The following is a 23947-nucleotide window of genomic DNA, read 5'->3' as shown; positions in this document are numbered from 1 at the left end:
GCGTGTCGGCCGGGCCTGCGTGTCCCCAATGTGAGCGAACTTGGCAAAAACGGTCGTCACGGGACGCCAGGATCGTGTAAATGCCGCGTTCCTGACGGGTTACCGAGGGTCGCCGACGGGGGCGGACCGGTGATCTTCACCCGTGTCTCTGGGGTCTTTCGGGGGCCGGGGAATAGGTTGGCCGGGAATCCGGAGAGGAACGTTGGGGGCAGACATGACAATGACCAAAGGCGCGAATGTCGCGGTGCCGGCTCCCGCGGTGCGGGTCGAATTGGGGTGGCGGTCCGGTCCCGGCGTGCCCGACGCCGACGCCTCGGCCCTCCTCCTCGTCTCCGGGAAGGTCCGCTCCGACGCGGACTTCGTCTTCTACAACCAGCCCGCGCACGCGTCCGGCGCGGTCCGGCACGAGGGCAAGAGCACGGCGGACGGCGCCGTCACGGACACGCTGGTCGTCGACCTCGCGCGCGTGGAGCCGGTCATCGAGCGGATCGTGCTCGCCGCGTCCGCGGACGGCGGCACGTTCGGACGGGTCCCGGGGCTGTACATCCGGGTCGTCGACGCGGCGGCCGGCACCGAACTGGCCCGTTTCGAGAGCGCCGACGCGACGGTGGAGAGCGCCTTCGTCCTGGGCGAGCTGTACCGGCGCCAGGGCGCCTGGAAGTTCCGGGCCGTCGGCCAGGGCTACGACAGCGGCCTCGCCGGCCTCGCCACGGACTACGGCATCAGCGTGGACGAACCGCAGCGCACCCCGCCGCCCGCACCCACGCCCGCCGCCGCTCCGGCCGCCCCGGCGAGTCCGCCGCCCCCGCCGGCCCCCGCCCCCGAGCCCGTCCGCCTGACCAAGGTCACGCTGACCAAGGCGTCGCCCACCGTCTCCCTGGCGAAACAGGGCGGCACCTCCGGCACGATGCGGGTCAACCTCAACTGGGAGGTGCGCAAACAGTTCAGCGGCTGGGGAAGCAAGCGGGGACGGGCCACCGCGCTCCACCGCGATCTCGACCTCGACCTGTGCGCCCTCTTCGAACTCGCCGACGGCCGCAAGGGGGTCGTCCAGGCGCTCGGCAACGCCTTCGGAGCGCTGCACCAGCCCCCGTACATCCACCTCGACGGCGACGACCGCAGCGGAACGGTCGCCACCGGCGAGAACCTCAGCGTCAACCTCGACCACAAGGACGCCTTCCGCCGCATCCTCGTCTTCGTGACGATCTACGAGGGGGCGCGCAGCTTCGCCGACCTGCACGCCACGGTCACGCTGCAACCGGGCGGCGGGGCGCCCATCGACTTCTCCCTGGACGAGTGCACGGTGCCCTCCACGGTGTGCGCGCTCGCCCTGATCACCAACGAGGGCGGCGACCTGACCGTCCAGCGCGAGGCCCGCTACCTCGTCCCGGACCGCGGCGTCAGCCCGCAGCGCACCGTGGACCGCGTCTACGGGTGGGGCATGAACTGGAGCCCGGGCCGCAAGTAGGCGCGCGCCGCCCCCGCCGCCTACTGCTCGGGTGCCGGGTCGGGGCGCGCGTACGTACGGCCCTTCCAGGCCGCGCCCAGGCCCCGGTAGTGCTGCACCGCGGAGTCCACCGTCATGAGCAGGTACAAGAACGCGGTGAACGGGAGCAGCGGAGCGAGCCACAGCGGCTGCCGGTAGTAGCGCAGCATCGGGACGTAGGTCCCCGTCATCACGGCCCACGCGAGCGCCCCGAGCAGCACGGTCGGGGCGCTGGACGCGACAAGGCCCGCGCACACGGCCGCGGGCGGCACCAGGTAGACCAGCGCGAGGCCGAGCACCGTGCCGAGGAGCACCAGCGGACTGTGCCGCAACTGCGCGTACGCGCTGCGCGACACCATCCGCCACAGGTCGGCGAGGCGCGGATAGGGCCGCACACTGTCGACGTGGTCGGCGAGGCCCAGCCAGATGTGGCCCCCCGAGCGCTTCACGGCCCGCGCGAGCGACACGTCGTCGATCACCGCGTGCCGGATGGCGTCCGGGATCCGGGCCCGTTCGGCCGCCCGCGTCCGCAGCAGGACACAGCCGCCCGCGGCGGCGGCCGTGCGCGCCTCGCGCTTCGCGATGCGCCGGAACGGATAGAGCTGCGCGAAGAAGTAGACGAACGCGGGCACGACGAGCCGCTCCCACCCGCTCACCACCCGCAGCCGCGCCATCTGCGACACCAGGTCGAAGCCGCCCGTGTGCGCCGCCGCCACCAGCGTGCGCAGGCTGTCCGGCTCATGGGCGATGTCCGCGTCGGTCAGCAGCAGGAACTCCGGGTCACGCGCGCGTGCCAGGGCGATGCCGTGCCGCACCGCCCACAGCTTCCCCGTCCAGCCGGCGGGCGGCTCCCCGGGCGAGCCGACCGTCAGCGCGAGCCCGCCGTGCAGCCGGGCCAGCTCCCGCGCCACCTCGCCGGTCCCGTCCGTACTGCCGTCGTCCACCAGGAAGATCTCCGCCCGGCCCGGATAGTCCTGGGCGAGCAGCGACGGCAGGCTGTCCGGCAGGACCGCCGCCTCGTCCCGGGCCGGGACGACGACGCACACGTCCGGCCACCGCGCGGGCTCCGCGCCCGGCGGCAGCCGCAGGTCCGTGCGCCAGAAGAACCCCTGGCAGAACAGCAGCCACAGCCACGCGGCCGACGCGGCCGCGGTGATCCACACAACGACGTCCATCCGCCGCAGTCTGCCCCACGGCCGCGGCCCTGTCGGTCCTATCGACTATGGTTTCCGGGTGAAGATCGCGCTCATGGACTCGGGAATCGGACTGCTCGCGGCCGCCGTCGCGGTACGGACCCTGCGGCCGGACGCCGATCTCGTGCTCTCCTCGGACCCCGACAGCATGCCCTGGGGCCCGCGCACCCCCGAAGACGTCCGGTGGCTGGCGCTCGCCGCCTGCGAGGCCGCCGCCGCGCACCGGCCGGACGCGCTGATCATCGCCTGCAACACGGCGTCCGTGCACGCCCTGCCGGCCGTGCGCGCCCGGCTCGAACCGGCGATCCCCGTCATCGGCACCGTCCCCGCGATCAAGCCGGCCGCGGCGGCAGGCGGGCCCGTCGCCATCTGGGCCACCCCCGCCACCACGGGCAGCCCCTACCAGCGGGGTCTGATCCGGGAGTTCGCCCAGGGCGTCGAGGTCACCGAAGTGCCCTGCCCGGGCCTTGCCGACGCGGTGCAGTGGGCCGACGAGGAGGGCATCGACCGGGCCGTCGCGGCCGCGGCCGCCCTCACCCCGCGTGACGTGCGCACGGTCGTCCTCGGCTGCACCCACTACGAACTGGTGGCGGAGCGCATCCAGGCCGCGGTGCGGCGGCCCGGCGCCGCCCCGCCCGCCCTGCTGGGCAGCGCCGGCGCCGTCGCCGCGCAGGCCCTGCGCCGGATCGGCGAGCGGCCCCCGGCCCGGCCGGACGCCCGGGGCTCCCTCACCGTGCTCCTCAGCGGCCGCACGGAGACGCTCCCGCCGGCCGCGCTCACGTACGCCGAAGGACGCTCCTTGCAGGCCGTGAGCCACGTCGGCTGAGCGCCGGGCAGCGAGGTCGGGGCGCCGGGACGGTCACGCTCCGCTACCCCGTGCTTTCGTCCGGGAACATGAGTAGGCTCGTACGCATGAGGGAACACGCCGCCGACGAACACCCCGGGCGACGCTCTTCCGCCCACGCGAGCGACATCTGGACCGGCCGGGCACGCAACCGCGTGCAGTGGCTGCTGGCCCTGGGCGGCTTCGCCTGCCTGGCCCTCGGCATCGAACTGGCCGTGGTCAGCTCCTGGGCCACCGGCATCGCCGCCCTGGCCATGTCCGTGATCGGCCTGATCGCCGCGGGTCTGCTCATCCTCTTCGGCACCCTGGCGTTCCTGCACGTCTCCGTGAAGGTAGACAAGGAGCACCTGGAAGTGCGCTGCGGCCACATCGGCCTGCCGCGGCGCCGCATCCCGCTCGCCGATGTCGTCGACGCGGACTTCGCGCCGTCCGTCACGCCCCGGCAGTGGGGCGGCTGGGGGTACCGCTGGCGCCCCGAGATCGGCATGGCCGTCGTGGTGCGCCGCGGTGAGGGCCTGGTGCTCAGCCTCGGCGACGGCCGCAAGTTCACGGTGACCGTGGACGACGCGGAGAGCGCGGTGCGGCACATCCGCGACCGCCTCACGCCGAAGAAGGCCAAGCCCCGCATCTGACCCCGCGCGCCGCTCGTGCGACCGGCAGGGGCCGCTCCGGCCGGCGTGTCCTGCCGACAGGGACGCGCCGTACACTCCCCGGGTGACCGCCACCGCACCTTCCGTCGCCCCGTCGGACGAGCCAGCCGCGCACCCCGCTCGCCCCTCCCACCTGCGACGGCTCGTGCCCGTCGGCCTGGCGGTCGCCGCCGGGCTGCTGCTCTACGCGAGCTTCCCGCCGCGTGAGCTGCCCTGGCTGGCGCCGCTGTCGTTCGGCCTCTTCGGTGCCGCCGTGCACGGGCGCCGGCTGCGGGCCGGGTTCGGCCTCGGGCTCGTCCTCGGCCTGGCCTACCTCGTGCCGCTGCTCTCCTGGACCGGCGTCGACGTCGGACCGCTGCCGTGGCTCGCGCTCGCCGTCGCGGAGGCGCTGGTGCTCTCCCTGGCCGGCCTGGGCATCGCGTACGTGTCGCGGCTGCCGCTGTGGCCGCTGTGGGCCGCCGGCGTCTGGATCGCCGACGAGGCACTGCGCGCCCGGTTCCCGTTCGGCGGGTTCCCCTGGGGGAAGGTCGCCTTCGGCCAGCCCAGCGGCGTCTTCCTGCCGCTGGCCTCGCTGGGCGGCACCCCGCTGCTCGGCTTCGCCGTGGTGCTGTGCGGCTTCGGCCTCGCCGCGCTCGCCCTGCGCGGCCTCGGCCTGTACCGCGCCGGTGCGCGCGGCGCGCGGCTCCTGCGGGACGGCACCGTCGGCGCCGCTGCCGTCCTGACTGCCGCGCCGCTGATCGCCGGCGCCGCGACCTCGCCCTTCGTGTCGAACGCGGCGCAGGACGGCACCGCCCGCGTGGCGCTCATCCAGGGCAATGTGCCGCGCATGGGCCTGGACTTCAACGCCCAGCGCCGGGCCGTGCTCGACTACCACGTGCGCGAGACCATGAAGCTCGCGACGAGGATCGACGCGGGCGAGGTGAAGCGGCCCGACCTCGTCCTGTGGCCGGAGAACTCCTCCGACATCGACCCGTACGTCAACCAGGACGCGTACGACGAGATCAGCCGGGCCGCCCGGGCCGTCCGCGCGCCGATCTCGGTCGGCGCCGTCGTCACCGCGAAGGACGGCTCGGCGCGCAACCGGCTCATCCTCTGGGACCCCGAGAAGGGCCCCGGCGCGGTCTACGACAAGCGGCACCTCCAACCGTTCGGCGAGTACATGCCGTACCGCAGCTTCTTCCGGATCTTCAGCAAGGACGTGGACCGCGCCGGGGAGTTCGTCCCCGGCAAGAAGGCCGTCGCCTTCGACATGGCGGGCACGAAGATCGGCAACGTGACCTGTTACGAGGCGGCCTTCGACGACGTCGTGCGCGACCAGGTCCGCGAAGGCGCGCAGATCCTCTCCGTGCCGAGCAACAACGCCACGTTCGACCGCAGCCAGATGACATACCAGCAGCTCGCCATGGACCGGGTGCGCGCCGTCGAGCACGGCCGGGCCGTCATGGTCCCGGTCACCAGCGGCATCAGCGCGGTGATCCGGCCGGACGGCTCGGTCGCGCAGCACACCGGGATGTTCGAGGCCGCCACCCTCGTCGCCGACGTCCCCAAACGCACCGCGCGGACCCTCGCCACGCGGCTGGGCGCCGGGCCCGAGGCGCTGCTCGTGGCGGTCGGCCTCGGCGGCCTCGCCTGGGCCGTCGTGCGCGCCCGCACCGGCCGGCGCTCGGACGCCTGAGCCCCCGGCGCCCGGTTAGGGTCGAGGGCATGGCGACTCCAGAGTTCATCCGCGCGATCCGGGCCCACGCCGGCCACCAGCTGCTGTACCTGCCCGGCGTCACCGCCGTGGTCTTCGACGATGCGGGCCGGCTGCTCCTCGGGCGCCGCGCCGACACGGGCCGGTGGGAGCTGCCCGCGGGCATCGCCGAGCCCGGCGAGCAGCCCGCGGACGTCGCCGTCCGGGAGGTCCGGGAGGAGACCGGCGTCGAGTGCGTCGCCGAACGCGTCGTCCTGGTCCAGGCGGAGCCGCCGCTCACGTACCCGAACGGCGACGTGTGCCAGTTCATGGACACGACGTTCCGCTGCCGGGCCACCGGCGGCGAGGCGCGCGTGAACGACGACGAGTCCCTGGAGGTCGCCTGGTACGCCCTCGACGCGCTGCCGCCGCTGCGCGACCACGCGCTGCTGCGCATCAAACAGGCCCACTCCGAGGGGCCGGCATGGTTCGCGACCATGAGCGAGCGCTGAAGTATGGGTGCCGGCCACATCGGGCGACGTCAGCGCGGTGCCTAGGGTGCGACCATGACCCCGCGCACCCCTGACGCCGCACCCCACGCCACCCCGCTCGACCTCGGCGGACGCACCGCCCTCGTCACCGGCGCCGCCGGCGGCATCGGCCGGGCCTGCGCCCTGCGGCTCGCCGCCGCCGGCGCCAAGGTGCGCGCGGTCGACCGGGACCCCGAGGGCCTTGCGACGCTGGCCGGGCGGACGGACGGCATCGAACCGTACGTCCTGGACCTCACCGACCTCGACGCCGCCGAGGCCGCGGCGGTCGGCGCCGACGTCCTCGTCAACAACGCCGGTATCCAACTGGTGCGCCCCATCGAGGAGTTCCCGCCCGACGTCTTCCACACCGTCCTCACGGTGATGCTGGAAGCGCCGTTCCGGCTGATCCGCGGAGCCCTGCCGCACATGTACGAGCAGGGCTGGGGCCGCATCGTCAACGTGTCGTCCGTGCACGGCCTGCGCGCCTCCGCGTACAAGAGCGCCTACGTCGCCGCGAAGCACGGCCTCGAAGGGCTGTCGAAGACCGCGGCGCTGGAAGGCGCCCCGCACGGCGTCACCTCGAACTGCGTCAACCCCGCCTACGTGCGCACCCCGCTCGTCGAGCGGCAGATCGCCGACCAGGCCGCACAGCACGGCATTCCCGAGGAACGGGTGGTCGGCGAGGTGCTGCTGCGCGACAGCGCCCTGAAGCGGCTCATCGAACCGGCCGAGGTCGCCGAGGCGGTGGCCTACCTGTGCTCGCCGCAGGCGTCGTTCATAACCGGCACGTCGTTGACGCTCGACGGCGGCTGGACCGCGCACTGAGACGCGGGCGATCCTGATGAGCATGGAGCAGCCCCCGCCGCAGGCACCCGCCGGTGACGCGCAGGCCCCGTACCTCCAGCTGCTCGCCCGGGGCGCCTCCGCCGACGCCTACGAGCAGCCGGTGCTGCTGGCCCGCGCCGAGGGTGCTGCGCCCGCGCGGATCGCCGCGCTGGAGGACGCCAAGCGGCTCGCGCTCGGGGTGCGCGCGGAGATGGAGGGCCGGCGGCGCCGCGAGGCCGAGCTGTCCGCCCTGTTCGAGACCGCCCACGACCTGGCGGGACTGCGCGACCTCGACGCCGTCCTCCAGGCCATCGTGCAGCGCGCCCGCTCCCTGCTCGGCACCGACGTGGCGTACCTGACACTGAACGACCCGGCGCGCGGCGACACCTGCATGCGGGTCACCGAAGGGTCCGTCGCGGCCCGCTTCCAGCAACTGCGCCTCGGGATGGGGGAGGGACTCGGCGGCCTCGTCGCGCAGACCGCGCGGCCCTACGTCACCGACAACTACGGGCAGGACGTGCGCTTCCAGCACACCCGCACCATCGACGCCGGGGTCCAGGACGAGGGCCTCGTCGCGATCCTCGGGGTACCGCTGACGCTGGGTTCGCACGTGATCGGAGTGCTCTTCGCGGCCGACCGGCGCGCGCGGGTCTTCGAGCGGGAACAGATCGCGCTGCTCGGCTCGTTCGCCGCGCTCGCCGCCGCGGCCATCGACACCGCGAACCTGCTGACCGAGACCCGCGAGGCCCTCGGCGAGCTGGAGCGGGCCAACGAGATCATCCGGGACCGCAGCGGCGTCATCGAGCGCGCCTCCGACGTGCACGACCGCCTCGCCGAGCTGGTGCTGCGCGGCGGCGGCGTGCACGACGTGGCCGCCGCCGTCTCCCAGGTGCTCGACGGCACGGTGGAGTTCACCGACGCGGACACCGCCCCGGGCGAGGCCGTCGAGGTCTCCCGCACCGAAGGGCACGCGGTGCGCCTCGGCGCCGACTGGGTCGCGGCGGTCGCCGCGGGCGGTGAACTCCTCGGCGCCCTGGTGCTGCGCGGGCAGCCGGGGCTCGACCCCGTCGACCAGCGGACCCTGGAGCGCGCCGCCATGGTCACGTCGCTGCTGCTGCTCGCCCGCCGCTCCGCCTCCGAGGCCGAACAGCGCGTCCGGGGCGAGCTGCTCGACGACCTGCTCGACGCCCGCGACCGCGATCCGCGCCTGCTGCGGGAGCGGGCCGCGCGCCTCCACGCCGACCTGGGCACCACCCACGTCGTGCTCGCCGCACGGCTAGAGACGGCCGGCGCCGCCGACGCCGACGCCGAGGCCGAGGCCGCCGCGCGCCGCCGCCTGTGGTCGGCGGCGAACCACCTCGCCGCGACCCGGCACGGGCTGGCCGCGGCGCGCGACGGCGGCACGGTCCTGCTCCTGCCGCTGCGCTCCGGCGGCACGGCGTCCGGCATGGCCGCGCACGTGGCCGAGCGGCTCTCCGCCGCGATCCACGAGACGGTCACCGTCGGAGCCTCCGCCCCGGTGGCGGACCTGGTCGCCCGCGCCGAGACCGCCGCCCACGCCTACGCCGAGGCACGGCGCTGCCTGGACGCGCTGCGGCTGCTCGGCCGGGCGGGCGAGGGCGCGGCCGCGGAGGACTTCGGGTTCCTCGGGCTGCTGCTCGCCGACAGCCGGGACATCGGCGGCTTCGTCGACCGCACGATCGGCGAGGTCGTCACCTATGACGAACGCCGGGGGACCGACCTCGTGCGCACGCTCGACGCCTACTTCGCGTCCGGGACGAGCCCGGCCCGCACCAAGGAGGCGCTGCACGTGCACGTGAACACCGTCGCCCAGCGCCTGGAGCGGATCGGCCGGCTGCTCGGCCCGGACTGGCAGGAGCCCGGCCGTTCGCTGGAGATCCAGCTGGCGCTGCGGCTGCACCGGCTGGCGGGCCCGGACCACCGCTGACCCCGTACGCGCGCGCCGTACGGGGCCTGCGGGCCGGGGCCGTCAGACCGTGTGCGCGTCGGCGTGCCGGCCGGGCTCCGGGGCGTCCGTGGTCCGCGGCGCCGCGTCCGCGGTGAGGTCGCGGTGGCGGGTCTCCTTGGCGACGCCCACGGCGAGCAGCGTCACGAGCGCGGCGGCGATCACGTACAGGGAGATCGGCGTCGAGCTGCCGAAGTCGGCCAGCAGGGCCGTCGCGATGAGCGGCGCCGGGGCCCCCGCCGCGACCGAGGCGAACTGGGCGCCGATCGACGCGCCGGAGTAGCGCATCCGCGTCGCGAACATCTCCGAGAAGAAGGCCGCCTGCGGGGCGTACATGGCGCCGTGCAGCACGAGGCCGACGGTGACGGCGAGGATCAGGTTGCCGAAGCTCGCCGTGTCCACCAGGGAGAAGAACGGGAACATCCACAACCCGACCCCGGCCGCGCCCAGCAGGTACACCGGGCGACGCCCGACCCGGTCCGACAGGGCGCCCCAGGCCGGGATGGCGGCGAAGTGCACGGCGGAGGCGATGAGTACGGCGTTGAGCGCCGTCTGCTTGGAGACCCCGGCCGACGTGGTGGCGTACACGAGGATGAAGGCCGTGATGACGTAGTAGCTGATGTTCTCCGCCATCCGCGCGCCGATGGCGACCAGGACGTCGCGCCAGTGGTGCCGCAGGACCGCGACGAGCGGCATCTTCTCGACCGCACCGCCCTGCGTCTTGCGGATCTCGGCCCGGGCCAGCGCCTCCTTGAAGACCGGCGATTCATCGACAGAGAGACGAATCCACAGACCGACCATCACCAGGACGCCGGAGAGCAGGAACGGCACACGCCAGCCCCACGAGGTGAACTGGGCGTCCGACATCAGGGCCGTGAGGGCCGAGAGCACACCGGTCGCGAGGAGCTGGCCCGCGGGCGCGCCGGTCTGCGGCCACGACGCCCAGAAGCCGCGGCGTGCGGCGTCCCCGTGCTCGGAGACCAGGAGCACCGCGCCGCCCCACTCGCCGCCGAGCGCGAAGCCCTGGACCAGGCGCAGCACCGTCAGCAGGACCGGCGCGGCCGCGCCGACCGTGGCGTGGGTGGGCAGCAGCCCGATGGCGAAGGTGGCGCCGCCCATCATGAGCAGGCTGAGGACCAGCAGCTTCTTACGGCCCAGGCGGTCGCCGTAATGCCCGAAGACGAGGGCGCCCAGCGGCCGGGCGGCGAACCCGACGGCGTAGGTCAGGAAGGAGAGCAGCGTGCCGACGAGCGGGTCGGACTCCGGGAAGAACAGCTTGTTGAAGACGAGTGCGGCGGCGGAGCCGTAGAGGAAGAAGTCGTACCACTCGATGGTGGTGCCGATGAGAGACGCGGCGACGATGCGCTTGAGGTTCGACGGAGCGGGTGGAGCGGCTGCGGGCGACGACATCGGCACCACTTCCTGGCGTTCGACGGGGACGGGCGTGTGTGTCGCCACACCGTAGGAACGTGCAGGTCAGAGGCGTATGTGGTGGGACACCATAGTTCGGGGCGCAAGAGTGAGCGGTCCCCCCATGCGGGCGCGCCGACCAGGCGGCGGCCGGGGAGGAGGACGGGCGCGGGGCGCGGAGGCGGGCCGGTGCGACCTGGGGGCGGGGCCCTTTCGGCAACGGGCCGGGCACGAGATATCTTGATGTCGAGCAATATGAGCACGACTGCAGAGACGACGACGGAAGACGTGGAGCGGAGCCCCCGGTGACTGACTCGACCATTATTTACACGCACACTGACGAGGCCCCGGCCCTCGCTACGTACTCCTTCCTTCCGGTCATCGAGGCCTACGCGTCCACCGCCGGTGTGCGCGTCGAGACCCGTGACATCTCCCTGGCCGGCCGCATCCTCGCCGTGTTCCCGGAGTACCTGGAAGAGGGGCAGCGCATCCCCGACGCCCTCGCCGAGCTCGGTGAGCTGGCGAAGACGCCGCAGGCCAACATCATCAAGCTGCCGAACATCTCGGCGTCCATCCCGCAGCTGAAGGCGGCCATCGCCGAGCTGCAGGAGCAGGGCTACGCGCTGCCCGCGTACCCCGACGAGCCGAAGACCGACGAGGAGCGCGAGATCGGCGCCCGCTACGACAAGGTCAAGGGTTCCGCCGTGAACCCGGTCCTGCGTGAGGGCAACTCCGACCGCCGCGCCCCCGCCTCGGTCAAGAACTACGCCAAGGCCCACCCGCACCGCATGGGCGCCTGGTCCGCCGACTCGAAGACGAACGTCGCCACCATGGGCGTCAACGACTTCCGCTCGACCGAGAAGTCCACCGTCCTGGCCGCGGACGACGCCCTGCGTATCGAGCTGGTCGCCGACAACGGCACCACCACGGTGCTGCGCGAGTCGGTACCGGTCCTCGCCGGTGAGGTCGTCGACGCGTCCGTGCTGCGCGTCGCCGCGCTGCGCGAGTTCCTGACCGCCCAGGTCGCCCGCGCCAAGGAAGAGGGCGTCCTCTTCTCCGCGCACCTGAAGGCCACCATGATGAAGGTCTCGGACCCGATCATCTTCGGCCACGTCGTGCGCGCCTTCTTCCCCGAGACGTTCGCCCGCTTCGGCGCCGACCTCGCCGCCGCCGGACTCACCCCGAACGACGGCCTCGGCGGCATCTACAAGGGCCTGGAGTCCCTGCCGAACGGCGCCGACATCAAGGCGTCCTTCGAGGCCGAGCTGGCCGCGGGCCCGGACCTGGCCATGGTCGACTCCGACCGCGGCATCACCAACCTGCACGTGCCCTCCGACGTCATCATCGACGCCTCCATGCCGGCGATGATCCGCACCTCGGGCCACATGTGGGACAAGAACGGCGACGAGGCCGACACGCTCGCCGTCATCCCGGACTCCTCCTACGCGGGCGTCTACCAGGTCGTCATCGACGACTGCCGCGCCAACGGCGCCTTCGACCCCGCGACCATGGGCTCCGTGCCGAACGTCGGCCTCATGGCGCAGAAGGCCGAGGAGTACGGCTCGCACGACAAGACCTTCGAGATCCCGGCCACGGGCACCGTCCGCCTGGTGAACAAGGCCGGCGACGTCGTCCTGGAGCAGACCGTCTCCGAGGGCGACATCTTCCGCGCCTGCCAGACCAAGGACGCCCCGATCAAGGACTGGGTCAAGCTCGCCGTCACGCGCGCCCGCGCCACCGGCGACCCGGCCGTCTTCTGGCTCGACGAGGGCCGCGCCCACGACGCCCAGCTGATCAAGAAGGTCGAGCAGTACCTGCCGGAGTTCGACACCGAGGGCCTGGACATCCGCGTCCTCTCCCCGGAGGACGCCACCAAGCTCTCCGTGGAGCGCATCCGCCAGGGCCTCGACACCATCTCGGTCACCGGCAACGTGCTGCGCGACTACCTGACCGACCTCTTCCCCATCCTGGAGCTGGGCACCAGCGCCAAGATGCTCTCGGTCGTCCCGCTGATGAACGGCGGCGGCCTCTTCGAGACCGGCGCCGGCGGCTCCGCCCCCAAGCACGTCCAGCAGCTCGTCAAGGAGAACTACCTGCGCTGGGACTCCCTCGGTGAGTTCCTCGCCCTGGCCGTCTCCTTCGAGCACCTCGCCACCTCCACGGACAACGCCCGTGCCAAGGTCCTCGGCGAGACCCTGGACCGCGCGACCGGCACCTTCCTCAACGAGGACAAGTCGCCGACCCGCCGCGTCGGCGGCATCGACAACCGCGGCAGCCACTTCTACCTGGCCCTGTACTGGGCGCAGGAGCTGGCGCGCCAGACGGACGACGCGGAGCTGGCCAAGGCCTTCGCCGCGTTCGCCGAGAAGCTCGCCGCGGACGAGCAGAAGATCGTCGACGAGCTGCTCGCCGTCCAGGGCAGCCCCGCCGACATCGGCGGCTACTTCCGGCCCGACCCGGCGAAGGCCGCCTCCGTCATGCGCCCGTCGAAGACGCTGAACGAGGCCCTGGCGACCCTCGCCTGATCACGCCCCGCCCCGCACTGCCCCGGCCTGCTGCGCGCAGACCGGGGCAGTACGTCATTTCTCCCGCTGTATCACGCCACTGACCTGGGTAGGCTGCGGCGATGAGCACTTTGGATGACGCACGCCCGGGCATGGACCCGGCGATCCGACCGCAGGACGACCTCTTCGGTCATGTCAACGGCCAGTGGCTGGCCACCGAGCCGATCCCCGACGACCGCTCCAGCTGGGGCCCCTTCGTGCAGCTCGTCGACGTCGCCGAGCGGCAGGTCCGGGAGATCATTCAGGAGATCGCGGCGGGCGCCGACACCGGCCTCGGCCCGGAAGAGGCGCGCAAGATCGCCGATCTGTACGCGTCGTTCATGGACGAGGACGCCGTCGAGGCCCGCGGCCTGGACCCGCTGCGCCCGCTGCTCCAGGAGGTCGCCGGGCTCGGCGACGTCCGGCAGCTCGCGGCCTTCGTCGGCCGCTTCGAGCGGATCGGCGGCTCCGGCCTCTTCGGCTCCTACATCGACTCCGACGACCGCGACTCCGACCGGTACCTGTACAACATCCTCCAGGGCGGCCTCGGTCTGCCCGACGAGTCGTACTACCGCGACGAGAAGTTCGCCGAGACGCGCGAGAAGTACGAGGCGTACCTCACCGAGCTGCTGACGCTCGCCGAGCACGCCGCGCCGGCCGCCGCCGCGCGCACCGTGCTCGCCCTGGAGACCCGGCTCGCCGAGGGCCACTGGGAGCGGGCCGAGACGCGGGACGTGCAGAAGACGTACAACCTCACGACCTTCGACGAACTCACCGCGCTGGCCCCGGCCTTCGACTGGAGCGCGTACGCCGACGGGCTCGGCGGCGGTGACGACACGCTCGCCCGGTCCTGCGTCCGCCAGCCGTCCTACCTGGCGCACCTGTCCACGGTCCTGGCCGAGACCCCCATCGAGCAGTGGCGCGACTGGCTGGTCGTGCGCGTGGTGCGGTCCGCCGCGCCCTACCTGTCGTCGGCCTTCGTCCGCAACAACTTCGAGTTCTACGGGCGCACCCTCAACGGCACCCCGGAGCTGCGGGCTCGCTGGAAGCGCGCCGTGGCGTTCGTCGAGGGCGCCGTCGGCGAGGCCGTCGGCAAGGAGTACGTGGCCCGGCACTTCCCGCCGCGGTCCAAGGCGCTCATGGACGAACTGGTCGCGAACCTGCTGGAGGCCTACCGGCAGTCCATCGGCGCGCTGGACTGGATGACGGACGAGACGAAGCAGCGGGCGTACGAGAAGCTCGCCACGTTCCGGCCGAAGATCGGCTACCCGGACCGGTTCCGCGACTACTCCGCGCTGACCGTCGTCGCCGACGACCTGCTGGCCAACGCGCACGCGGCCGACGCCTTCGAGCACGACCGGCAGATGGCCAAGATCGGCGCGCCGGTCGACCGCGACGAGTGGTTCATGCTGCCGCAGACCGTGAACGCCTACTACAACCCGGGCACGAACGAGATCTGCTTCCCGGCCGGCATCCTGCAGAAGCCGTTCTTCTCGCCGGACGCGGATGCCGCCGAGAACTACGGCGGCATCGGCGCCGTCATCGGCCACGAGATCGGCCACGGCTTCGACGACCAGGGCGCCCAGTACGACGGCGCGGGGAACCTGAACGACTGGTGGACCGCCGACGACAAGGCCGCCTTCGAAGCCAAGTCGAAGGCGCTCGTCAAGCAGTACGACGGCTTCTCGCCGCGGAACCTGCCGGGGGAGTCCGTCAACGGTTCGCTCACGGTCGGCGAGAACATCGGCGACCTCGGCGGCCTGACCATCGGCCACACCGCGTACCTGATCTCGCTCGGCGGCGAGCCGGTGCCGGTCAGCGAGGACGGCGTCAGCGGATCGCAGCGGCTCTTCCTGAACTGGGCCTACTGCTGGCGCACCAAGCGGCGCAAGGAGCAGGAGCAGCAGTACCTGACGATCGACCCGCACTCCCCGCCGGAGTTCCGGGCGAACATCGTGCGGAACCTGGACGAGTTCCACCAGGCGTTCGCCACGCAGGCGGGGGACGGGTTGTGGCTGGACCCGGAGGACCGCGTGCGGATCTGGTGACCTGAGCCGATGCGCGGCGGGGCCAGGAGGTGGACGCCTCCCGGCCCCGCCGCCTCGTGGCGGAGCGCGGCTCAGCTGATGTTCGTGGTGAGGAACTCCAGCGTCGCCGACCAGGCCTTCGCCGAGGACTCCGGGTCGTACGCCTCCGGGCGGCCGTCGTTGAAGAAGGCGTGGCCCGCCGGGTACAGGCGGAAGTCCGCCGCAATGCCGGACTGCTCCTCGATGGTCCGGCGCAGGCCGTCGAGGGTGGCCGCCGGGATGGCCTCGTCCCGCTCTCCGTAGTGGCCGAGGACCTGGGCCTTCAGCCCCGAGAAGTCGGGGACCTCGCCCTGGATCACGCCGTAGAACGGGACGGCCGCGCTCACCCGCGGGTCCTTGGCCGCCAGGTAGAGGACGAAGCCGCCGCCCATGCAGAAGCCGACGGCCCCGACCGTCCCCGAGGTGACCTCGGGGAGGGCGAGCAGATGGTCGACGGCGCCGGAGAGCAGCTCGACGCCGCGCGCCACGGGCAGCTCTTGCATCATGCGCAGCGCCTCGCCGGAGTCGTGCGCCACGTTCCCGCCGTACAGGTCCGGGGCGAGCGCGACAAAGCCCTCTGCGGCGAGCCGGTCGGCCACGTCGGCGATGTGGTCGGTCAGCCCCCACCACTCCTGGATGACGATGACGCCGGGGCCGCTGCCCGTGGGCGGCAGCGCCAGGTAGCCGTGGGCGGGGGTGCCGTCGCTGTCGAACGTCACGTTCTGGTGGGCCGGCCGGCCGGTGGAGCGGGGGGTGTCGGGGGTGTCCGCCACGAGGTGCCTCCTGGGCTGAGCGCGATGATCGTCTCCCACGATGCCACTGCGCGGGGCCGGGCGAGCGCGGGGGTGGTCACCTGTGGACGACCGGGGCCGCGGCGGTGGAGCAGGAACGCGATGACCGGGCCGGCGGCGAAGAAGCCGGCCAGCCGGCAGAACGCGGTGGTGCAGCAACGCGCGGGCCGTCACCGGCCTGCCGAAGGTGGTGGAGGCGCCGGCGAAGCCCGCGACACCGAACAGGAAGGACTCGACGAGCGTGTGCCCCCGGGGCCCGGCCTCCCACCGGGAGGAGGCCGGGCACCGGGATCGCGGGCGGGGCGGGGCGTCAGCCCTTCTGCTGGGCCGCCTGAAGCGCCGTGATGCAGACCGAGAGAGCCTGCTGCAACTCCTCCAGGCGCCGCACCATGTCGTCCTCGTAGATCGCGTCGATCTCCTGCACGTCGTCGAAGGTCAGCTCCTCGAACGCCTTCGTGGCCTTCGACAGGCTGCTGTAGAACTTCGCGCGCCGCTCCTGCACCCGCAGCTCGGGGTCGGACTCGACGGCCTCCGCGACGAGCGTGCGCACCGAGTCGTAGGCCTCGCGGGCCCACTCACCCGCCTCCTCGTCCTCGTCCAGCTCGTCGATCAGGGACAGATGGCGCTCGGCCTCCTCGCGCAGTTGCGCCGGAGCCTCGATCTTCTGTCCGGCCGCCGTCTTGACCTGCCCCTCCTCGGCGATCCGGCGGACGTACTCCAGCCGGTCACCGGTCTTGGACTCCTCGGCGACGGCCTTCTTCAGATCGTCGGCGCGCACGATGTCACGGGCCAGACCCGAGCGGAGCACCGGGTCCTCGCCGAGGCGGTCCATCAGCGCCTTGCGGGCCGCCTCCGCGGTGCCCGGGTCGGCGAGGATCGCGGCCCGCAGCGCCGTCGGGTTCTCGGCCACCTCCAGGGCCTTGGTCGGCCGGATGCCCTCGGCCGCCGCGGCCTCGGTGATCGCCTGGCCGCGCACCGAACCGGCGCCGGAGCGCGACACGTAGTAGGACAGCCAGAGGTCGGCGTCCGGGAGTTCGACGTCGGCGCCCGGCGCGAGGGTCTCGAACTGGGGGACCACCCCGTCGTCCGCGGCCCGGTCCCACGCCTTGTAGAAGCGCATGACGCGCTCGGCCGAGCAGCCGGCCAGTTCGGCGAACTTGCGCGCCGAGACCTTGGCCGTCTCCCCGGCGGCCTGGCCGCCGGGGCGCACGCTGCGGGCCACCTTCAGGGCGAAGGTCCAGCCGCCGGTACGGGCGTAGCCGCCGAAGGCGTGGGCGTCGGCGGCGACGGACTCGGCCACCTCGCCCACGCCGTCGTCGTCACCGTCCCCGGTCCCCGCCTCGTGCGCGTCGGCGGGGGTGGGTTCGGTCTCGGCGGCCGGGGGCTGCCAGAAGTTCTCGGCCTCACCGGCCTCGGCCCCCCGCGCCTGCGGCACCTCGGACGCGGGCCTCGGCTCCGCGGCGGGTGCCGCCACGGCCTGCGCACCGGACGGGACGGCTGCCTCGGACGAGTCGGTGGCTACGGTCACGTACGTACTCCTGAGTGTTCGGGCGGTGCGGGTCGACGCGACACCCTATCGCCCCGCCCGCCGCCGGAGCGCCCCTGACGTGCCGTGACACCGGCCGCCCGGGCCCGCTCATCCGCCCCCGGCGACCCGGGCCGACCACCGCTGCTCGACCCGGGCGAGACGCCAGTACGCGATCGCCGCCGTCCAGACCACGACGAACAGGCCGACGATGACGTAGCCGACGTTGTCCAGGTCGAGACCGGCTATCCAGCCGGTCACCGCGTCGGAGAGGGAGAGCTTCTCGTGCAGGACGCCGACGATCTCGATGGTGCCGATGAAGAAGGCGACCGCGATCGACAGGCCGGTGATGGTGAGGTTGTAGAACACCTTGCGCACCGGGTTGGAGAACGCCCACTGGTACGCGAAGTTCATGAACGTCCCGTCGAGCGTGTCGAACAGGCTCATGCCCGCGGCGAACAGCAGCGGCAGGCACAGGATCGCGTACCAGGGCAGTCCGGCCGCCGCGCCGCTGCCCGCCATCACCATCAGCGTCACCTCGGTCGCCGTGTCGAAGCCGAGGCCGAAGAGGAAGCCGAGCGGGTACATCTGTCCCGGGCGGGTGATCGACCGGGTGAAGCGGCCGAGGAAGCGGTTCATGAACCCCCGGGAATCCAGGTGCGCTTCGAGCTCCCGCTCGTCGTAGGAGCCCGCGCGCATCGCCCGGAAGACCTTGAGGATGCCCAGCAGGGCCACGAGGTTGAGCGCGGCGATCAGGTACAGGAACGTACCCGACACGGTGGTGCCGACGACGCCGAGCGTCTGGTGGGTGCGGGACTCGTCGTTCAGCAGGATGCCCGCGAGCGCCGCGCCGCCCGCGACCAGGGCGGCCATCGCGACGACCACGCTGGAGTGGCCGAGGGCGAACCAGAACCCGACGGAGACGGGCCGTTTGCCGTCGGCCATCAGCTTGCGGGTCGTGTTGTCGATCGCGGCGATGTGGTCGGCGTCGAAGGCGTGCCGCATGCCGAGGGTGTACGCGGTGACGCCGAGACCGATACCGAAGGCCTTGTTGCCGACCTCGTAGTGCTCGGGCACGACGAGGAGGAACAGCACGCCGAACGCGACGACGTGCAGCGCGGCTATCACCGCGAGCAGCCCCGCGGTGCGCACGGTGTCCTCGCGGCGCCAGCGGAAGGAGGGGTGGGGGTGCGGCCCCGTGGGCCGCGCAGGGGAGTTCCCGGGCAAGGTCATGCCTTGATCACGCTCCAGCACCTCGTGGAATGACTTCGTGAGATGCCGTGGCCGGTCTCCTGGCTTACGGGCGTGCCGCGCCGCTCCGGCCTTCCCAGCCGCCCGAGGGCGGCCAGTGGCACGGTGGAGCGGTGCGTCCCCCGCCGCCCGAAGGCGGCGGAAGGCCCGATCACAGTGGCGAGGGCCGCTCCGGACTTGGCCCCTGAGGGCCGTCACCGGTCTTCCCGAGCACCACGGCCCGATCACCCTAGTCGACGCGCTCCCCGGCGCGACGGGTGGTCAGGCCGACCGGCGCCCGCGGGCCCGCGCGATCTCCTGATAGGCCTTCTCCCGGCCTTCCCAGTGCGAGCCCTCCACCGACTTACCGGGCTCCAGGTCCTTGTAGACCTCGAAGAAGTGGGTGATCTCCAGGCGGTCGAACTCCGGGATGTCCTCGATGTCCTGGATCGACGCGTGGCGCGGGTCGTGGGCGGGGACGCAGAGGATCTTCTCGTCCGGGCCCTTCTCGTCGCTCATCACGAACATCCCGATGGCCCGGCACTCGATGGCGCAGCCGGGGAAGGTGGCGTCGGCGGTCAGCACGAGCGCGTCCAGCGGGTCGCCGTCGCCGCCGAGCGTGCCGTCGACGTAACCGTAGTCCGCGGGGTACTGGGTCGAGGTGAACAGCATCCGGTCGAGCCGGATCCGCCCCAGCCCGTGATCCATCTCGTACTTGTTCCGGGAGCCCTGCGGGATCTCCACGATCACGTCGAACGCGTCGCCCCGCGTCTCGCTGCCGCCCAATGTGGCCTCCTTGCCGCATTGCCGCCCGCTCGGATGCCACCGAGTGTGCGCTGCGGCGCGCGAGGGCGGAACCCCTCGGACCGCACCGGAGTCACCCCGGGGGCGTGAGGGGGAAGACGAGTTCGGGGCGGTCCCAGGCGACGGCCGGGGGCTGGGCGGCGGCGGTGCCGGTCCGTACGGCGCCCATGCTGCGGTAGAAGCCTTCGGCGGGCGGGTGCGCGACGACCCGGACGTGGTCGAGCCCCGCGGCGGCGGCCTGCGCGCGCATGTGGGCGACGAGCAGCCGGCCGATGCCCCGGCCCTGGGCGTCGTTCGCGACGAACATCAGGTCCAGCTCGGGCGGGGCGAGGAGCAGCGCGTAGAAGCCGAGGACGCGGCCGTCGGCGATGTCGGCCGCGACGAAGACGTGGTGCGCCTCGATGTAGTCGGGCCCCACCCGGTAAGCCGCGACCATCGGCGCGTAGGGGCCCTCGTAGGCGCGGGAGCCGCGCACGAGCCGGGTCAGCTTCCTGGCGTCGCCCGCGACGGCCCGCCGGACCGTGACGGCCGGGCCGCGGCCGGGGCGCGTCAGGATCGAAGTCATGCAGGCAGTATCACGCATCCGCGGGGGCGTCAGCCGGCCGGGACCGTCGAGTGGACCTGGCGCAGGAACGCGGCGTTGTCCGGAGTGCGGCGCAGTGTGTCGAGCAGCGTCTCGAAGGAGGAGTGGGTGTCGCGTCCCTGGAGGGCCCGGCGCAGGCCGCGGACGGCGGCCGACTCGGCGGCGGGCAGCAGGAGTTCCTCGCGGCGGGTGCCGGACGGGGCGAGGTCGACGGCGGGGTGGACCCGGCGGTCGGCGAGCGCGCGGTCGAGCCGCAGCTCCATGTTGCCGGTGCTCTTGAGCTCCTCGAAGAAGTAGTCGTCGGCGCGCGACCCGGTGTCGACCAGGGCGGTGGCGAGGATCGTCAGGGAACCCGCCTCCTCCGTGGCGCGGGCCGCGCCGAACAGGCGCTTGGGGCCGAGCAGCGCCGCGGCGTCGACGCCGCCGGAGAGGGTGCGGCCGCCGCCGGACGAGGTGGGGGCCGCGTTGTTGTACGCGCGGCACAGCCGGGTCAGGGAGTCCAGCAGGATCACGACGTCGCGGCCCTGTTCGACGAGGCGCTTGGCGCGCTCCACGGCGAGTTCGGCGAGCGCGATGTGGGCCTTGGCCGGCTGGTCGAAGGTGGAGGCGTACACGTCGCCGCGCACCGAGCGCCGCATGTCGGTGACCTCCTCGGGGCGCTCGTCGACCAGCAGCACCATCAGCTGGGCCTCGGGGTGGTTGGCGGCGACCGCCGCGGCGAGCTGTTGCAGCAGGACGGTCTTGCCGGTCTTCGGCGGCGCGACGATCAGACCGCGCTGGCCCTTGCCGACGGGAGCGAAGAGGTCGACGACGCGGCCCCCGAGGCCGCTCGCCGGGCTCTCCATGCGCAGCCGGACGGCCGGGTGCAGGGGGGTGAGGTCGGCGAAGCGCGGACGGGCGCGGACGGCGCCGGCCGGCGCGCCGTCGACCGTGTCGACGTGGTCGAGCGTGTGCGGCCGGGCGCAGGTACCGGCCACGAAGTCGCCCTTGCGCAGGGCGAGTCGGCGGATCACGGCGGCGGGCACCTGGACGTCGCGGGACGTCGCCGACAACTCGCTCCCACGCAGGTGGCCCTGCCCGTTGGCGCCGATGTCGAGGACGCCGGCGGCCTGGACAGGCGGCCTGGGCATAGCGGCGGCGTCCGCCTGGCCGGTGGTGGCGGGCCCCTCGAGCAGGGGCAGTGTGGTGGTGGTCATGGTGGGTCACGGTCCTTTCGCGGACGCGGTTCGCAGCAAGGGAGGAAGAGGAAGGGGTGGGGTGGGGTCCGGCGCGGGCGGGGCGGACGGTCACGCCCCGCGGGGCGGACAGGACAGCCCGAGGCCGGGGCCGGGAGAGAACCTGGTGGAGCGGGGGCGGGACCGAGCCCGCTGAACCCTGCTGACCAGGAAGGACATGCGCTGCGGCGGCGACCGGGAGACGGTGTGCGCCCAAGCGCGGAGAGAGGGGATCGACACCGGCGCCTCGAAGGGGGCGTACACAAGTGCCGAACAGACCGTACCACTCGATGCCGGGTGCGCGCCATGCCCGGCCGGTGACGGCCCGCGGACCTATGCTGATCCGCCATGTTCACACCCCAGGGCCCCACCCTCCGCGAGCTGGCCGTACAGGCGCTGTTGTCGGTCGAGCGCGGTTACGACCTGCTCGCGCCGAAATTCGACCGGACGCCCTTCCGCACGCCCGACGTCCTGCTCGGCCCGGTCACGCGGGCACTGCGCGACCTCGGCCCGTACGGAACCGGACTCGACCTGTGCTGCGGGACCGGAGCAGGACTCGGCGTGCTCCGTGAGGTCTGCGCGGGGCGGACCGTCGGGGTCGACTTCAGCGCGGGCATGCTGCGGGTGGCGCGCGCGGCCGAGCCCGCCGCCTCGTACGTGCGCGGGGACGCCCTCGCGCTGCCCTTCGGGCCGGTCTTCGACCTCGTGGTGAGCTTCGGCGCGTTCGGCCACTTCGTGCCGGAGCAGTACCCGGGCCTCTTCACCCAGGTGCGCCATGTGCTGCGCCCTGGAGGCCAGTTCGTCTTCCCGCTGCCCGCGCCGCCGCGGCCCGGCTCGCGCGGTTACTTTGCGATGCTCGGCTTCGACGGGGTGATGCGCGTGCGCAACGCCGTGTGGCGGCCGCCGTTCGTCATGTACTACCGCCCGTTCCGACTCGCCGTCGTGCGAAGGGAGTTGACCGCGGCTGGGTTCGACGTCGGGCTGCGGGACCTCCCGGAGCTGGGCGAGCGGCCCGACGGCAGCCCGCGCTGCCGGCTCGTCGTGGCCACGCGCCGCGCGTAGCCGGCTCCGGTGGAGCCTCATGTGCCGAGCAGGGCGCGGGAGTTCGCGCGGCCGGCGACGCGGGGTGGCTCGGTGGGGGCTGTACGGGACGGTGGTCGGCCGGTCAGTCCTTCCGGGTCTCGTCCGCGCCCGCCCGGACCCGCCGCGCGGGGACCGGCCGCGTGGGATCCGGGAGCGGGAAGCTCACCTGGGTCAGCTCCTCCGACACCTCCCACAGGCGCCGGGCCACCGCGGGGTCGGCGGCGCCCGGGGCCAGCGTGACCCGCGTGGGCGCGCCGCGCAGCTCGCCCCGCCCGTCCGGGCCGATGAACTCCCCGCCGCGCACGCCGGGTTCGGTCGCCGCGTACAGCTGGGGCAGCGCTCCCCGCCCCGCGGACTGGGCCAGTGGCCGTGCCAGGTGGCCGAAGACCAGCCGCGGGACCCGCACGGTGCCGTTCGTCTGGAGCCCGGTCGCGCTGTACCCGGGGTGCGCGAGCACGCTGCGCAGCGGGGAGCCGGCGGCCGCGAGGCGCCGGTGCAGTTCGAGCCCGAACACCGCGTTGGCCAGCTTCGACTGCCGGTAGAACGTCATCGGCGCATAACCGCGCGCACCCGTCAGATCGTCAAAGTCGACGCGTCCCTTGCGGTGTTCCAGCGAACTCACCGTCACCACCCGCGGATCCGGCGCCTGCGCCAGCAGATCGAGCAGCAGTCCGGTGAGCGCGAAGTGGCCGAGATGGTTCGTCGCGAACTGCATCTCGTGGCCCTGCGCGCTGAGGGTGCGCGGCGGGGCCATCACCCCCGCGTTGTTGAGCAGCACGTCGACGCGTGCGTGGTCGGCGCGCAGCCCGTCGGCGAAGGTGCGCACCGTGTCGAGGTCGGCGAGGTCGAGCCGGCGCACGTCGAGCCGGGCCGCCGGCTGGGCGGCGGTGATCGTCGCCGCGGCGGCCCGCCCCCTGTCCACATCGCGCACGGCGAGGATCACCCGCGCGCCCCGGCGGGCGAGGGCGCGGGTGCTGGCCAGGCCGAGACCGCTGCCCGCCCCCGTGACGACCACCACTCGCCCCGACTGGTCGGGAATCCGGTCGGTGTTCCAGCGCTCCTGATTCATGTGACACAGGCTGGCGTTGATGGCACTTGGTGTCAAGGTGCGCCTGGGTGCCGTTATGGGCATGGTGTGTAGGGTGGAGGGGTGAGTACGCGACCCCACCTGAGCCTCGCCGAGCGCAAGCGGCAGCTCGTCTCGGACGAACTGACCGAGGCGGCCCTGCAATTGCTCGCGCTCAAGGGCTTCGATGCGGTCACCGTCGATGAGATCGTCACGGCGGCCGGAGTCTCCAAGCGGACCTTCTTCCGCTACTTCGCCTCCAAGGAGGACGTCGTCGTCCAGTTCCTGACCGGCATGGGCGCCGACATGCGGGCCGCGCTCGCCGGGCGGCCGGCCGGGGAGGCGCCGGCCGCGGCGCTGCTGCACGCCGTGCGGGTCCCCGTCACCACCTGTGCCGCCGACTCCGAACGGGCGCTGCGTGTCGTCCAGTTGATCCTGCGCACGCCCGCCCTGCACGCCCGTTTCC

Annotated in this window: 20 protein-coding genes and 1 riboswitch; of the genes, 11 read left to right on the top strand and 9 right to left on the bottom strand. The window is 73.1% G+C overall.

Annotated elements, in window-relative coordinates; genetic code table 11:
* Positions 1–214 precede the first annotated feature (214 nt).
* Complete coding sequence (locus ABZY33_RS22640) at positions 215–1468, top strand: TerD family protein (RefSeq protein ID WP_356493434.1); 1254 nt, start codon at positions 215–217, stop codon at positions 1466–1468.
* 20 nt (positions 1469–1488) lie between these two features.
* Here ABZY33_RS22640 and ABZY33_RS22635 read toward each other — a convergent pair whose 3' ends face one another.
* Positions 1489–2661: a glycosyltransferase gene (locus tag ABZY33_RS22635; RefSeq protein ID WP_356493433.1), complete on the bottom strand. Its 1173-nt coding sequence runs from the start codon at positions 2659–2661 to the stop codon at positions 1489–1491.
* 58 nt (positions 2662–2719) lie between these two features.
* Here ABZY33_RS22635 and ABZY33_RS22630 point away from each other — a divergent pair, with 58 nt between their 5' ends.
* The 6 genes from ABZY33_RS22630 (at position 2720) to ABZY33_RS22605 (ending at position 9148) form a co-directional block, all read left to right on the top strand.
* A complete protein-coding gene (locus tag ABZY33_RS22630) occupies positions 2720–3505 on the top strand; it encodes an aspartate/glutamate racemase family protein (RefSeq protein WP_356493432.1) in 786 nt (261 codons plus the stop codon).
* An 86-nt stretch (positions 3506–3591) separates the two neighbouring features.
* Positions 3592–4155, top strand: coding sequence for a hypothetical protein (locus tag ABZY33_RS22625; RefSeq protein WP_356493431.1), 564 nt, complete (start codon positions 3592–3594; stop codon positions 4153–4155).
* Between the two features lie 82 nt (positions 4156–4237).
* On the top strand, positions 4238–5848 hold the full coding sequence (gene lnt / locus ABZY33_RS22620; protein ID WP_356493430.1) for an apolipoprotein N-acyltransferase: 1611 nt from the start codon (positions 4238–4240) through the stop codon (positions 5846–5848).
* 29 nt (positions 5849–5877) lie between these two features.
* Positions 5878–6357 carry an NUDIX domain-containing protein gene (locus ABZY33_RS22615; RefSeq protein ID WP_356493429.1) on the top strand — a complete coding sequence of 160 codons (480 nt, stop codon included), beginning with the start codon at positions 5878–5880 and terminating at the stop codon, positions 6355–6357.
* Between the two features lie 54 nt (positions 6358–6411).
* Positions 6412–7200, top strand: a complete 789-nt coding sequence (locus ABZY33_RS22610) for a 3-hydroxybutyrate dehydrogenase (RefSeq protein WP_356493428.1) — start codon at positions 6412–6414, stop codon at positions 7198–7200.
* Between the two features lie 22 nt (positions 7201–7222).
* On the top strand, positions 7223–9148 hold the full coding sequence (locus ABZY33_RS22605) for a GAF domain-containing protein (protein ID WP_356493427.1): 1926 nt from the start codon (positions 7223–7225) through the stop codon (positions 9146–9148).
* A gap of 42 nt (positions 9149–9190) precedes the next feature.
* Here ABZY33_RS22605 and ABZY33_RS22600 read toward each other — a convergent pair whose 3' ends face one another.
* Positions 9191–10576 (bottom strand): MFS transporter, encoded by a 1386-nt coding sequence (locus tag ABZY33_RS22600; protein WP_356493476.1) that lies wholly within the window; start codon positions 10574–10576, stop codon positions 9191–9193.
* 305 nt (positions 10577–10881) lie between these two features.
* Between ABZY33_RS22600 and ABZY33_RS22595 the strand changes: the two genes are divergently transcribed.
* Positions 10882–13101 (top strand): NADP-dependent isocitrate dehydrogenase, encoded by a 2220-nt coding sequence (locus tag ABZY33_RS22595; RefSeq protein ID WP_356493426.1) that lies wholly within the window; start codon positions 10882–10884, stop codon positions 13099–13101.
* Positions 13102–13202: 101 nt separating this feature from the next.
* On the top strand, positions 13203–15167 hold the full coding sequence (locus ABZY33_RS22590) for a M13-type metalloendopeptidase (RefSeq protein ID WP_356493425.1): 1965 nt from the start codon (positions 13203–13205) through the stop codon (positions 15165–15167).
* 71 nt (positions 15168–15238) lie between these two features.
* On the opposite strand, the gene ABZY33_RS22585 is transcribed toward ABZY33_RS22590, so the two are convergent.
* From ABZY33_RS22585 to rho, 6 genes are all read right to left on the bottom strand, one after another.
* Positions 15239–15958: a dienelactone hydrolase family protein gene (locus ABZY33_RS22585; protein WP_356493424.1), complete on the bottom strand. Its 720-nt coding sequence runs from the start codon at positions 15956–15958 to the stop codon at positions 15239–15241.
* Between the two features lie 328 nt (positions 15959–16286).
* Positions 16287–17504, bottom strand: a complete 1218-nt coding sequence (locus tag ABZY33_RS22580) for a hypothetical protein (RefSeq protein ID WP_356493423.1) — start codon at positions 17502–17504, stop codon at positions 16287–16289.
* A gap of 108 nt (positions 17505–17612) precedes the next feature.
* The gene (locus ABZY33_RS22575) at positions 17613–18734 is read right to left on the bottom strand and encodes a HoxN/HupN/NixA family nickel/cobalt transporter (protein WP_356493422.1); all 1122 of its coding nucleotides are present in this window, start codon (positions 18732–18734) and stop codon (positions 17613–17615) included.
* 31 nt (positions 18735–18765) lie between these two features.
* Positions 18766–18985: riboswitch (cobalamin riboswitch) on the bottom strand.
* Between the two features lie 28 nt (positions 18986–19013).
* Positions 19014–19439: an inorganic diphosphatase gene (locus ABZY33_RS22570; protein WP_356493475.1), complete on the bottom strand. Its 426-nt coding sequence runs from the start codon at positions 19437–19439 to the stop codon at positions 19014–19016.
* 169 nt (positions 19440–19608) lie between these two features.
* Positions 19609–20100, bottom strand: a complete 492-nt coding sequence (locus ABZY33_RS22565) for a GNAT family N-acetyltransferase (protein ID WP_356493421.1) — start codon at positions 20098–20100, stop codon at positions 19609–19611.
* Positions 20101–20129: 29 nt separating this feature from the next.
* Positions 20130–21248, bottom strand: coding sequence for a transcription termination factor Rho (gene rho, locus ABZY33_RS22560; protein ID WP_356493474.1), 1119 nt, complete (start codon positions 21246–21248; stop codon positions 20130–20132).
* A gap of 432 nt (positions 21249–21680) precedes the next feature.
* Between rho and ABZY33_RS22555 the strand changes: the two genes are divergently transcribed.
* Positions 21681–22394 carry a class I SAM-dependent methyltransferase gene (locus ABZY33_RS22555; protein WP_356493420.1) on the top strand — a complete coding sequence of 238 codons (714 nt, stop codon included), beginning with the start codon at positions 21681–21683 and terminating at the stop codon, positions 22392–22394.
* A 103-nt stretch (positions 22395–22497) separates the two neighbouring features.
* On the opposite strand, the gene ABZY33_RS22550 is transcribed toward ABZY33_RS22555, so the two are convergent.
* Positions 22498–23484, bottom strand: a complete 987-nt coding sequence (locus ABZY33_RS22550; protein ID WP_356493419.1) for an oxidoreductase — start codon at positions 23482–23484, stop codon at positions 22498–22500.
* An 81-nt stretch (positions 23485–23565) separates the two neighbouring features.
* On the opposite strand from ABZY33_RS22550, the gene ABZY33_RS22545 reads away from it, so the two are divergent.
* On the top strand, positions 23566–23947 hold a 382-nt coding region (locus ABZY33_RS22545), incomplete at its 3' end, for a TetR family transcriptional regulator (RefSeq protein ID WP_356493418.1).

The organism is Streptomyces sp. NPDC006552 (assembly GCF_040611655.1).
GTDB lineage: Bacteria > Actinomycetota > Actinomycetes > Streptomycetales > Streptomycetaceae > Streptomyces.
This window is presented reverse-complemented; position numbering and strand designations above follow the sequence as displayed.